11 protein-coding genes and 1 pseudogene are annotated in these 12,281 nt (G+C 73.8%); 5 read left to right on the top strand and 7 right to left on the bottom strand.

Translation table 11 applies throughout. The features are described from left to right. Positions 1-59: 59 nt before the first annotated feature. Complete coding sequence (locus D7147_RS03235; RefSeq protein ID WP_120673708.1) at positions 60-1,241, bottom strand: MFS transporter; 1,182 nt, start codon at positions 1,239-1,241, stop codon at positions 60-62. A 154-nt stretch (positions 1,242-1,395) separates the two neighbouring features. On the opposite strand from D7147_RS03235, the gene D7147_RS03230 reads away from it, so the two are divergent. Continuing rightward, a complete protein-coding gene (locus D7147_RS03230) occupies positions 1,396-2,181 on the top strand; it encodes an IclR family transcriptional regulator (RefSeq protein WP_120673707.1) in 786 nt (261 codons plus the stop codon). A gap of 91 nt (positions 2,182-2,272) precedes the next feature. Here the strand turns inward: D7147_RS03230 and D7147_RS03225 are convergent, their stop codons facing one another. Then, positions 2,273-4,396, bottom strand: a complete 2,124-nt coding sequence (locus D7147_RS03225; protein ID WP_120673706.1) for a PhoX family protein — start codon at positions 4,394-4,396, stop codon at positions 2,273-2,275. 266 nt (positions 4,397-4,662) lie between these two features. Here D7147_RS03225 and D7147_RS03215 point away from each other — a divergent pair, with 266 nt between their 5' ends. After that, positions 4,663-5,157: a sigma-70 family RNA polymerase sigma factor gene (locus tag D7147_RS03215; RefSeq protein WP_233562920.1), complete on the top strand. Its 495-nt coding sequence runs from the start codon at positions 4,663-4,665 to the stop codon at positions 5,155-5,157. After that, the gene (locus D7147_RS03210) at positions 5,154-5,843 is read left to right on the top strand and encodes an anti-sigma factor family protein (RefSeq protein WP_120673703.1); all 690 of its coding nucleotides are present in this window, start codon (positions 5,154-5,156) and stop codon (positions 5,841-5,843) included. The genes D7147_RS03215 and D7147_RS03210 overlap by 4 nt, the downstream gene beginning before the upstream one ends. A gap of 25 nt (positions 5,844-5,868) precedes the next feature. Here the strand turns inward: D7147_RS03210 and rarD are convergent, their stop codons facing one another. From rarD to eccE, 4 genes and pseudogenes are all read right to left on the bottom strand, one after another. Next, entirely contained in the window at positions 5,869-6,798 is a 930-nt protein-coding gene (rarD, locus tag D7147_RS03205) for an EamA family transporter RarD (RefSeq protein WP_120673702.1), read from the bottom strand. Positions 6,799-6,980: 182 nt separating this feature from the next. Beyond that, a pseudogene (locus D7147_RS03200) lies at positions 6,981-7,409 on the bottom strand (GNAT family N-acetyltransferase); the annotation flags it as partial. A 174-nt stretch (positions 7,410-7,583) separates the two neighbouring features. Further along, positions 7,584-7,970: a phage holin family protein gene (locus D7147_RS03190; RefSeq protein ID WP_120673983.1), complete on the bottom strand. Its 387-nt coding sequence runs from the start codon at positions 7,968-7,970 to the stop codon at positions 7,584-7,586. A 58-nt stretch (positions 7,971-8,028) separates the two neighbouring features. Beyond that, positions 8,029-9,897: a type VII secretion protein EccE gene (gene eccE / locus D7147_RS03185; RefSeq protein ID WP_120673701.1), complete on the bottom strand. Its 1,869-nt coding sequence runs from the start codon at positions 9,895-9,897 to the stop codon at positions 8,029-8,031. Positions 9,898-10,138: 241 nt separating this feature from the next. Here eccE and D7147_RS03180 point away from each other — a divergent pair, with 241 nt between their 5' ends. Both D7147_RS03180 and D7147_RS03175 read left to right on the top strand, forming a co-directional pair. After that, on the top strand, positions 10,139-10,459 hold the full coding sequence (locus tag D7147_RS03180; RefSeq protein WP_120673700.1) for a WXG100 family type VII secretion target: 321 nt from the start codon (positions 10,139-10,141) through the stop codon (positions 10,457-10,459). 32 nt (positions 10,460-10,491) lie between these two features. After that, positions 10,492-10,785, top strand: a complete 294-nt coding sequence (locus tag D7147_RS03175) for a WXG100 family type VII secretion target (protein WP_120673699.1) — start codon at positions 10,492-10,494, stop codon at positions 10,783-10,785. Positions 10,786-10,907: 122 nt separating this feature from the next. On the opposite strand, the gene mycP is transcribed toward D7147_RS03175, so the two are convergent. Next, on the bottom strand, positions 10,908-12,173 hold the full coding sequence (gene mycP, locus D7147_RS03170; RefSeq protein ID WP_120673698.1) for a type VII secretion-associated serine protease mycosin: 1,266 nt from the start codon (positions 12,171-12,173) through the stop codon (positions 10,908-10,910). Between the last annotated feature and the right edge of the window lie 108 nt (positions 12,174-12,281).

Here is a 12,281-nt window from a genome sequence, read left to right as displayed (position 1 = left end):
CAGGGATCGGGCCGACGATGACGCGATCCTCTTGATCAACGATTCTCGAGGCGGCCGGGTCAGGGGCGGGTCAGGAGGCGGCTGCCGGTGAGCATGAGGGCGGCGGCGACGAGCATCGACAGGGCGGCCGTGCCCCACATCGCGGGGTAGCCGAGCCGGGCGGCCATCGCACCGAGGCCGAGCGGACCGAGACAGCCGCCCGCGTACACCCCGGTCTGGGTGATCGAGGTGGCGGCGGCCGGGGCCTGCGGGTGCAGCCGGACCACCGCGAAGTTCAGCAGCCCGGGCCACGCCCAGCCGAGCCCGAAGCCGAGCACCACGCCCACCACCAGCGGCGCGACACCGCCCACCGCGAGCAGACCGAGCCCGCCCGCGCCCACCAGCAACATGGCCGCGATGACGGCGACGTGCCCCCCGGACCGGCGGTCGGCCAGCCACCCGGAGCCGATCCGAGCGACGACGCAGACCGCGCTGCCGAGCGTCAGTGTCAGCCCGGCCAGCGCCGGCGCCAGCCCGCGCCCGGCCGCGGAGTCGACCACGAAGGTGCCCAGCGCGTTCGCCGCGCCCGCGGCGAGCGTCGCGGCGACCCCGATGACCACGAGGGCCCCGGTGCCCCGACCGGCAGGGGTACGGCCCGCCCGCCGCGAACCGCGGCCCTCCCGCCCCGGTACGGCCAGCAACGTGGCCAGCGCGGCACCGCCGGCGGCGACGAACGCCCACCGCCAGCCGACGGTCAGTGCGATCGTCGGCACGGCCGCCCCGGCCAGCAGCGTGGAGACCGGGATGGCCGCCTGCTTGACCCCGAACGAGAGCCCCTGCCGGTGCGGCGGAACGTGCCGGGCGAGCGCGGCGTTGCTGGCGAGCTGACCGAGAGCGTTGGCGACACCACCGACCGCCATCAGGCCGAGCAGGACCGGGTACGAGCGGGCCAGCGTCGCCACGGCGAGCAGGCAGGCGGTCGAGAGCAGGATGCCGGCGCGAGCCACCACCGCCGGTCCGTACCGCTCGGCGAGGGCACCGGACGGCACCGACGCGAGCGCGCCCACCCCGAAGTAGACGGAGACCACGAGACCGAGCCCGGCCGGGGAGAAGCTCAGATCCTCGCCCAGCTGTACGGCGAGACCGCCGACCAGGAAGACCGGTAGGACGCAGGCGATGGTGACGACGATGGCACTCGCGCTGGCCCGGACGGGGCGGGTGGGGGCGGTGCCGGTGAGGGGGGAGGTGGCGATCTCGGTCATCGTCCGGCAAACCTACGCCAGCTGCCCGTGAACCACGGATCGTGGCCACCAGTACACACTCCGTTGATGACGATCTGGCATCCTCGACCCGAACAGTCGTTTCGCACCGGCTCCGAATTTCATATGGTGTAAGTCCCCGGCGGCGGAGGTGGTTGTGCGCGACCCCCTGGCGGAACCTTCGGACCTGATCCGTAGCGTCTCCCGCGCGCTACGAGTGCTGGAATCGGTCGGCCGTGCCCCCAGAGGGCTGACCGTCAAGCAGATCGCCCGGCGGTGCGAGTTGACCGTCGCCACCACGTACCACCTGGTCCGCACCCTGGCCTACGAGGGGTACGTCATCCGTCGCGAGGACGGCACGTACATCGTGGGGCTCGAGGTCGCCGACCGCTACCGGGAGCTGGTGGCGGCGTTCCGCGGGCCGCCGGCCGTCGGTGAGACCCTGCGCCGCGCCGCCTCGGAGACCGGCTACAGCCACTACCTCGGCCGGTTCGTCGGCGGCCAGGTGGCGGTCACCGCGGTCGCCGAGGGGCCGCGCTCCCCGTACCTGGAGGATCTGGTTCCCGGCTTCGACGAGGGGGCGCACGCCACCGCGCTCGGCAAGTCCCTGCTCGCCACGCTCACCGCCGAGCAGCGGTTCCGCTACCTGCGCGAGTACGGCATGCGCCCGTTCACCAGCGCCACCCTGACCAGCTCGGAGACGTTCGAGGCCGACCTGGCCGCCGGCGACCGGCGCGGCATGCAGCTGGAGCTCGGGCAGTTCCGCCAGGGGGTGGCGTGCGCCGCGGTCCTGGTCAGCCCCGACAAGGACATGGAACGTCGAGTCGTCCTCGCCTGCGCGCTGCCGGCGAACGAGATGATGACCTCCGCCCGGATGGTCCGGGCGAAGATGCTCGCCACCGCCCGCTCCGTCGCCGACGGCATCGCGGCCGAACAGCACTGACGTCTGCCCGCCGCCGACGCGACGGGGCCCTCTCCCCGGCTGGGAGAGGGCCCCGTGTGGTGCGATCCGGCGGCGGACCGCGGAAGGAAGATCAGCTGCCGATCGGGCCGCCGTCGAGGCGCCAGGTCACCACGACGCCCGGCTTGGCGAAGTCGCCGTCCGGCCAGGTGGAGGCGGGCTGCTCGACCGAGGCACCGGTGATCTCACCCGGGTGCTGCACCGCCACGAAGACCGACCGGTTGTCGTCCGTGATGAACGGCCCGCAGGTCTCCGCGCCGAGCGGCACGGTCAGGAACTGCTTGAGGTGCCCCCGCTCCGGCCCCTCCAGAGCGGTGGCGAAGAGGCCGTCGTTGCTGCCCAGCGCGTTGCCGTCGGTGGAGATCCAGAGGTTGCCGGTGGCGTCGAAGGCGACGTTGTCCGGGCAGGAGATCGGGGAGACCTTCGTCTTGTCGTACCCGGCGAAGTAGGTCGACGCGTCGGTCGGGTCGCCGCAGATGATCGGCAGCGACCAGGCGAACGTCTCCGCGCTGCTGTCGCCACGGTCCTCGACCAGCTCCAGGATCTGCCCGTGCTTGTTGGCGTTGCGCGGGTTCGCCTCGTCCGCCTTCGGGTTGGCGCCCACACCCCGGTTGGTGTTGTTGGTCAACGCCACGTACACCTTGCCGGTGAGCTGGCTCGGCTCGACGTCCTCCGGCCGGTCCATCTTGGTCGCGCCGACCTTGTCACCGGCGAGCCGGGTGAAGGTGAGCACGTCGGCGGCGGTCATCCCTGCGACGAACGAACGGTTGCCGCTGACCAGCTTGATCCAGCGACCCCGGCCGTTGAAGGCGCCGTCCGACGGGAGCTTGCCCGAGCCGTCGATCTCACCGGCGCTGGTCTGCTCCAGCTTCGCCACGAAGAGCGTGCCGGACTCCAGGAGGCTGAGGTTGTGGTTGCGGGCGGTCCAGGAGTCGCCCTTCATGAACTTCTTGTCCGAGACGAACTTGTAGAGGTAGTCGAAGCGCTCGTCGTCGCCCATGTACGCCACGGCGTGGCCGCTCTTGGCGATGATGACGTTCGCGCCCTCGTGCTTGAACCGGCCCAGCGCGGTGTGCTTGCGCGGCCGGGCCTCCGGGTCCAGCGGGTCGATCTCGACGACCCACCCGAACCGGTGCGCCTCGTTGGGGTGCTTGGCCAGGTCGAAGCGCTCGTCCGCGCGCTCCCACTTGCGGCTGCCGCTCGGGTAGCGGGTGGTGGTGGGGATGCCGTACCGCTCCAGCTTCGGCTTCAGCTCGGCCGGGGCTCCGTCGGCACCGACGAAGTACTGGTTGAAGTTCTCCTCACCGGAGAGCACCGTGCCCCACGGGGTCACCCCACCGGCGCAGTTGTTCAGCGTGCCGATGACCGTACGGCCCTTCGGGTCGGCCGCGGTCTTCAGCCACGCCGAGCCGGCGGCGGGGCCGGTCAGGTCGAACTTGGTGGCGAGCGCCGTGACCCGCCGGTTGTACTGGCGGCGGCCCTTCTTCACCGGCCGCCACTGGCCGGTATCGTCGACCCGCTCCAGCTCCACCACGGACATGCCGTGCGCGGCCATGGCGACCCGGATCTGCTCCACCGACAGGTTGTCCAGCCCGGGGAAGCCGGGGAACATGAGGTCCTCGTTGGTGTACTCGTGGTTGACCACGAGCAGCGCCCGCCGGCCCTGCTTGTCCAGGGGCAGCACGCCGACGAAGTCGTTGTTGTAGCCGAACTGCTTCGACTGGGCGGCGGCGGTCTGCCGGTGCAGGTTGAACTCCGGGGCGTCCGGGACGACCTCGTCGCCCCACTTGATGACCACGGAGTGGTCGTACCCGTTCGGCACCACCAGCGTGTCGAGCTTGTTCGGCGGGATGGCCTTGAAGGTCAGCGCGCCGTTGCCGACCCCGGGGCGGGGACGGCCGAAGCCGGCCGCCGCGGGGGAAGCGGTGGCGGCGGCGGCCGCGGCCGGGGCGGCGCCGGCCAGCGCGCCGGCAGCCGCGCCACCGAAGCCGAGGACCAGCGCACCGACCGCACCGGCCCGGACGACGCCGCGGCGGGAGATCTCGGCGTTCACCACGTCTCCGAAGTACTCGTTCTCCGACGTGTTCGGGACCGGGTGGTCACAGGCGTTGCCGCAGCGGTAGAGACAGGTCATGGCATCACGGCTGCCGTGGCGGGTGGCGCCCAGCAGCGGGAGCAGCCGAGGACGGTCGCTCATGGGGGGAGGCCTCCTGAATGGGGGATGGTGGCTCGCGGGACCGGCGGTCCAGCGCGCGCCTACGCGCCGGACGCTAGGAGGACGTGGTGAGCGAGCGTCGGCCTGAACATGAACCAGACGTGAACACATCGATCGGAGCGATCGGTGGGAGGTCCGCCTGACCTCGGGCTGAACCGATCCGGGTCACCGTACGTATTCCGGGGCGAACGCATCGCCGGGCTCGCGTCGAGAGCGAGGAGGCCGCCATCAGCGACCACGACGCCCAACTGCTTCGCGCGCTGCACGACGAGCACGCCGAGGCGCTGTACGCGCACGCGCTACGGCTCGTCAACGGCGATCGGCAGCGCGCCGAGGACCTGGTGCAGGAGACCCTGCTGCGGGCCTGGCGCCATCCCGAGGCGCTCGACCCGCATCGCGGTTCGGTCCGGGCCTGGCTCTTCACCACCGCCCGCAACCTGGCCATCGACGCCTGGCGGCGACGGTCCACCCGGGTCGGTGAGGTCTTCACCGACGAGCTGCCCGAGCCGCCGGAGGCGGTCGACGAGACCGAGCGTGCGGTGGAGGCGTGGACCGTCGCCGAGGCGTTGAACCGGCTCAGCCCGACCCATCGCGAGGTGCTGGTGGAGTGCTTCTACCAGGGACGGTCGGTGGCGGAGGCGGCGTCGCGGCTCGGGGTGCCACCGGGCACGGTGAAGTCACGGACCCATTACGCGCTGCGCTCACTGCGGTTGGTCCTGGCCGAGATGGGGGTGACCGAATGAGCCGCTGCGAGTTCACGCAGGACGACGGCGCGTACGTGCTGGGCGCTCTCGCCCCGGCCGAGCGGGCCGCGTACGAACGGCACCTGGGCGGGTGCGCCGAGTGCCGGGAGGCGGTCGCCGAGATCGCCGTGCTGCCCGGCCTGCTCGGCCGGCTCGACCCGGCCGGACTCGAGCAGTTCCTGCAGCCCAGGTCCGGCCCGTCGCTGCCGGCGCTGCTCGACGAGGCGCGGAACCAGCGGCGCCGCGAACGGGCGGCCGGCCGCCGGCGGTACGCGTTGACCGGTCTCGTCGCGGCGGCGCTGGCCCTGGTGGTCGGCGTCGGCACGGCCCTCGTGCTGCCCCGGCAGAGCGCCCCGATCGTCGAGCAGCCGCAGCTGGTGGCGATGCAGCCGGTGGCCACCAGCGTGCCGGTGCACGCCGAGATCGCGTTGGCCGGCACCGAGTGGGGCACCGAGGTGACCATGCGCTGCGGGTACGACTCGCGTCCCGGAACGACGAGGGCGTACACCTTCCGGCTGGTGGCGCACGGCCCGGACGGCGCGACCGAGCAGGTCGGCTCCTGGCTGGCCGCGCCCGGCGACGACGTGCAGTTCACCGGGGTCACCCGGTTCACCGGCGCGGAGCTGGTGCGCCTGGAGCTGCTGCGCGCCGACGGCACCCCGGTGCTCGGCTACGACGTCCGCTGACCGAGCGGTGCGGGCCGCCACCCGCTCAGCGGGCGGCGGTGGTGGCGGGCGTCGGGGCGTTGGTACGCGCGGCGATCCGGGTGCGCCGGGCGGTGCGTACCGCGTCGGCCGTGAAGACGATCAGCGCGAGCCAGACCAGCGCGAAGCCGGCGAGCCGGGCGGGCGGCATCGGCTCGTGGAAGATCAGCACCCCGCAGGCGAGCTGGAGGATCGGCGCGAGGTACTGGATCATGCCGAGGTTGGTGAGCGGCAGCCGGTTGGCCGCGCCCGCGAAGAGCAGCAGCGGGACGGCGGTGGCCGCGCCGGCGAGCACCAGCAGCGTGGTGTGCGTCGCGGAGACGTGACCGAACTGCACGCCGCCGGACGAGGCGAGCCAGCCGAGGTAGCCGAGCGCGGGCAGGGCCAGCACCGCCGACTCGACGAAGAGCCCCTCCGCCGCCGGCAGCCCGAGCCGCTTCTTGACCAGGCTGTACCCGCCGAAGCTGAGCGCGAGGGTGAGCGCCAGGTACGGCACGTGGCCGTAGTCGACGGTCAACACCGCCACGGCCAGTCCGCCGACGCCGAGCGCCACCCACTGTGCCCGGCGGAGCCGCTCGCGTAGCACGGTCACCCCGAGCAGCACGACCACCAGCGGATTGATGAAGTATCCGAGCGCCGTCTCCACCACCCGGTCGGAGTTCACGCCGTAGATGTAGGTACCCCAGTTCACCGCGATCAGCGCCGCCGCGACGGTGATCCCCGCGAGTACGCGCGGGCGGCGGGCGAGCGCCCGCAGGAAGGCGATGTTGCGCTGCGCGGCGAGCAGCAGCGCCACGAACGCCACCGACCAGACGATCCGGTGGGCCAGGATCTCCAGCGGCCCAGCCGGCCGCAGCAGCTTCAGGTAGAGCGGGAAGAAACCCCAGAGCAGGTACGCGCCGAAGCCGTAGAGGTATCCCAGTCGCAGCGGTGTCACGCGTCAACCGTAAGGGGTGGTCGACCCTCGGGTTCCTTTCGAGTGGCCTGGGTCACCCGAGCCTCGCCGACCGGCGTCGCCGCCGCCTCGTCGCCCGTGGCCGCCGCCGATCCGTCGTCCTGCGTCGCCGCCCGGTCGCCGTCCCGCGCCGCCGTTTCGCCGTCCGGCGTCGCCTCTTCGGCGCGTCGGTCGAGCTGCATGAAGTGGGTCGGGTCGACCGGTGTGAAGCCGACCTTCGCGTACACCCCGTGCGCGTCCAGCGTGGCCAGCAGGATCCGCCGCACGCCGATCTCGTCGAGGTGGTCCCGTACCGCCCCGGCCAGCCAGCTGCCCAGCCCGCGCCCCCGCTCGCCGGGATCCACGTAGACGTCGCAGAGCCACGCGAAGGTGGCCCGGTCGGTGACCACCCGGGCCACGGCCACCTGTCGGCCGTCGCCCGGGCGGTAGACGCCGAACGGCAGCGAGCCGGCGAAGGCGCGCCCCACGGTCTCGCGGTCGCGGCCCAGCGCCCAGTACGCGTCGGTGCTGAGCCAGTGGTGCACCAGGTCCAGGTCGAGCCGGCCGGGATCGGTGCTGAGCAGGTAACCGTCGTCGCGAGTCAGCGTGAACACGCCTGCGACGCTAACCCCGTCGCCCACCCGCCGCGCCAGCCAATTCCCGCGCCCTGGCCACCCGGCCCGTCACCGTCCGGCCCGCCGCGTCCGGCCCGTCACCGTCCGGCCCGTCACCGTCCGGCCCGTCACCGTCCGGCGCGTCACTGTCCGGCCCGCCGCCGGGCGGCCCGATCAGTCGCGGTCGAGGATGGCGCCCAGCACCCAGGTCACGACGCTGACGAGCAGCGCGCCCAGCACCGCCGAGGGCCAGAATCCGTCCACGTGGAACGGCAGCCCGGCCTCACCGGCGATCCAACTGGTCAGGAGGAAGAGCAGGCCGTTCACCACCAGCGCGATCAGCCCGAGGGTCAGCAGGTAGAAGCCGCAGCCGACGGTCTTGATGACCGGCTGGAGCACCGCGTTGACCACGCCGAAGATCGCCGCCACCAGGACCAGCGTGGTGACCGTGGTGACGGCGGAGTCCGAGTCGAGGGTGATGCCGGGGATGAACAGGGTGGCCAGCCAGAAGGCGAACGCCGTGGTGACCAGCCGGATCAGCAGCCCCTTCAGAAAATCCATGGCGGCGATGGTGCCACGCGCCGACCAGCGGCGGAACCCGTGCCGGTCCGGATTTCGGTTACCGGAGTGCCTCCGGCGAGCCGGCATGCCGCCCGTCGACGTGACCCGGGCGGTGGCCCTCGCGGCGGGACGGGCGACCGACGAGCTGCGCCTCGACGGGGGTGAGGGAGAGCAGCGCCCAGCGCAACGCGCGCCGGTTGATGACCGCGACCATGTCGTCGCGCATGTGGGTCAGCCACTGCGCGGAGTCTCCGAGCCCCAGCGTCGCGCCGGCCAGGGCCGCCTCCTCCGCGTCGAGGGGTTGCAGCACCACCAGGTCGGCGCGGCCCAGCAGGTCCACGTCCGCCGGGGTCAGCTCTTCGCGTACGACCAGTGTGGACCGCCACGGCGGACCGGGTTGCGGGTCGGCCGGCACCGGGCCGACGTCGAGCACCAGCAGCAACGGGCGCAGTGGGGTGCCCGCCCCGGCGGGGAGCGGCGCGCCGGGTGGGAGCAGCGGGACGGTCGTGTCGGCCGTGCCGACGCCCCGGACGAACGGCTCCCACAGCCGTGGGCGGCTGGTCTGCACCACCGCCTGCGCGCCGAGCGCCAGGGCGCGCAGCAGCACGAGCTGGGTCGCGCGTACCCCGCCGACCAGCAGCACCCGGGTGTTCTCCGGCCGGAAGAGCCGGACGGTCACCGACCGCCCCTGCCGGTTGGTGCCGAGCATCAGCCCGGCGTCGCCGAGGGTCAGCTCCGGCAGGTGCGACGCCGGCCCGGTGCGGGACGGCCCGGCCAGCGCCAACGGCAGCGTGCCGGCCAGCCCGCCCGCGTGTGCGCCGTCGAGCCGGTGGAGCTGCCCACCCAGGTCGGTCAGCAGCCGGTGCAGGGCCTGTGCGGCGAGGGCGAGCGCCCCGGGCGAGGTCGCGGCGAGGCGTACGGCCGGGGCGGCGTTCACCGCGCCTACGGCGTCGCCCGGGCCGGCGCAGAGCGCGACGGTCGTGACGGTGGCCGGCAGCGTCGACAGCCGGGAGGCCAGCCGTCCGGCGGCGTCGCCGTCCAGCTCCGGCCACCGGTCCAGCCGGAAGGTGGCCTGGTGCAGCCGGCCCGTGCGTAGCGCCGTCCAGCGTTCCCGCACCGGCCCGCCGTCGAGGTTGGCGAGTTCGGCGAGCGTCTCCAGCGTCGCGGCCACGCCGAGCGGGCGCGCGTCCAGTGGCCGTAGTCGACGGACGATCCGCCGTACCGCGCCGGCGAGGGCGACCCGCAGCTCCTCCGCCGACCAGCCGTCGACACGCAGCACCCGTACGGCGATGACCGCCCGCTCGCGCCCGGCCAACCGCCCGTCGGTCAGCTGCCGGTACGACGTGCCCGCCGCGCCGTCCACCGCCGGTGCCTGGGTGGTCGAGAGCACCAGTTGGATCCGCAGCGGTGGGGCGTCCGACGTGGCGGGCGGCAGCAGCGTTGCCGGCGCGGGTAGCGGCTGCGGGCCGGCGCCGAGCAGCTCGCCCGGATCGCCGAACTCCAGCAGGGCCACCATGCCGGCCGGGTCGTCCAGCACTGCGGCGGGCCGGCCGACCAGCTCCACGGGGCGGACGGTGGCGCCCGGATCGACGAGGTCGAGCAGCGCCGCCGGGCCCGCCTGCGCCGGTAGTGCTCTGCGGCGGGTCAGGTGACCGAGGCCCGTCGCGGCCCACTCGAAGAGCCAACGGTCCCGGATCCGCAGCCAGGCCAGCGGCAGCAGCAGCGCGGCGGCGAGCAGGGCGCCCGCCAGCGGCCCGGCGCCCCGGCCGAGGGCGGCGACCAGCAGGGCCGTCGCCACCTGCGCGGCGACGACCTGACCGGCCCGGACCCGCAGCGAGGCGCTGGACCACGCCGACAGCCGCGCGAATCCGCGGCCGACGCCGGGCCGACCCGGGCGGTGCCGCTCGGCGGTGCTGGTCGCGGTCACCGCCCCTCCCGCCGATCACTCGCCGCTACGTCGCTGCCGCACATGGTAAGCGAGCAGCCGGCTACGCGTTGTCCACAGGGGAGCGGAGCGGGGTAGCAGGACGGCTACCGGACGACTACCGTCAGCCACGAATCCGCTGAGCCCGGCGCCCGTAGTGCGCGACGACCAGGGCGCGAGCGGTGCGTTCTCCGGCGGCGCACCCGAGGCCGGCCGAGACCACGAGACGAGGTGAGGTCCGAAAGTGTCCCAGACCCAGGCGGAAGCGGCCGTGATGCAGCAGACCGCGACCAGGTTCGAGCAGGTGGACCAGTCCCTGCAGTCGATGCTCAGTGGCCTGCTGGCCGAGCTCGCCGTGTTGCAGCAGGCCTGGCGCGGTGCGGGCGGGCGATCCTTCGAGCAGGTTAAGCAGCAGTGGGCGCAGGACCAGGCCGCGTTGCAGCGCGCCCTGCGAGAGACCGCCGGCGCGATCCGTACGACCGGGCAGCAGTACGACGCCTCCGACAGCGAGGCCGCCGGCCGCGTCGCCGGCACCAACCGCGGTGGCATCCAGCTGCCGCTCTGACAGGTTCCGATCCAGGGGGAGGGATTCCGCAGATGGACAACGGCGTACTCGTCGTCAACTTCGCCGCGCTGCAGCAGGCCAGCGCGGACATCCAGAAGGCGTTGAACACGCTCGACTCGCAGCTCGGCCAGTTGGAGCGCGACGCGGCCCCGCTGGTCGCCGGCTGGACCGGTGAGGCCCAGCAGGCCTACGAGCAGCGGCAGGCGCGCTGGCGTACGGCCGCGCAGGACCTCTCGGCCATGCTGCGCGACATCAAGTTCGCGGTGGACGACTCCGCCGCCGACTATCTGGACACCGAGAAGAAGAACGTGGGCCTCTTCCAGTGACCCGGTGCCGCCGGCTGCTCGACGATGTCGCGGCCTGGCGGTGATCCATCCGACGGTGGTGCGGGCCCGCTCCGGGCCCGCACCACCGTCGGCGCGTCAGGCCTGGGTTCCTGGGCTGACCGCTAGCCGGGATCAGCCGGGCGCCAGCGGCGGCGAGCGCCGCGCGGCAGCAGGTGCGCGAGCAGCACGACGACGACGGCCAACCCGCCGACGGCTGCCGCCACCGCCAGGGCCCGCTCCCGGGCGGCCGCCCGCCGGGCCAGCTGCGCCTGTCGCGCCGGGTCGGCCCGGTCGTCGGCCAGGGCAGCGACCGGACGCGGCGCGCCCGCCGCCGATCCGGGCGTCTCGGTGACCGCCCGGTAGGGGTTGAGCACCCCGGCGCCGTACCCGCCGCCCGGTGCCGGGTCCGCGCTGGCCACGATCCGTTCGGCTACCTCGGCGGCGCTCAGCCCGGGGCGGTACTCACGCAGCAGCGCCGCCGTCGCGGCGACGAACGGGGCCGCGTAACTGGTGCCCTCGGCCCGGTGGTGGCCCCGCCCGGGAGCCGCCATCAACACGTCGCTGCCGGGTGCGACCAGGTCGACGTACGGGCCGGTCTGGGAGAAGGGCGCCCGGGTGCCGTCCGCCCCGATCGCGCCCACCCCGAGCACCCCGTCGTAGGCCGCCGGGTAGGGCCGGGGGTCGCCGGCTTCGTGCAGGTTTCCGGCGGCGGCGACCAACACCACGTCCCGGGCGAGCGCGTAGCCGACCGCCGACCGCACGGCCGGATCGTCGGCGTAGAGCACGACGGAGAGGTTCAGCACGTCCGCGCCGTGGTCCACCGCCCACCGGATCGCCCGGGCGAACTCGCCGGCGCTGATCGTACGCCCCGCCTCGCGGCCCGCCACCACCTGCTGCTCGCTGATCCGGACCGGGAGGATCCGGCTCTCCGGTGCCAGGCCGCGGAACGCCACGCCCGGTCGGGACGCGGCGGCGATGATGCTCGCCACGCCGGTGCCGTGGCCGGCGCAGTCACGGCCACCGTCGCCGCCGGGGTCGAGCAGATCGGTGCCGTCGAGCACCCGACCGGCGAGCTGGTGGTGCTCCCGGTCCACCCCGGAATCGATCACCGCCACCGTCACTCCGGACCCGGTCGCCAGTGGGGCCAGCCGTTCGGGGGCGTACCGCTGCTGTGCCCAAGGTGTTCCGGCGACGGTTCCGGCAGGAGCCGGCGGGGTGGCGCAACCCGGCGCGGCCCAGCGGCCCGGGGCGGCCGCCACCACCCCGAGGGCCTGGTTCTCGGCGACCGCCTCGCGCGTCGTCGCGGCCGCGGGCTGGGCGGCCGGCGCGACGGTCAGCAGCACGGCCGCGAGCGCCGCCAGGGCCGGACGCGCCATCGACGGGGACATCGGCCGCCTCCGTATCGTGTCGGCTCCGGTACGGGATGTTATCGCCCGCGCGGTATCTCGGCGCACCGCCGACCGGTGGCATTGTGATCTTGTTACCACCTTGTAGGT

The sequence above is a fragment of the Micromonospora musae genome (assembly GCF_003626545.1).
In the GTDB taxonomy this organism is placed as follows: domain Bacteria; phylum Actinomycetota; class Actinomycetes; order Mycobacteriales; family Micromonosporaceae; genus Micromonospora; species Micromonospora musae.
The sequence above is the reverse complement of the archived record's forward strand: the minus strand, read 5'-3'. Positions and strand labels throughout refer to the sequence as shown.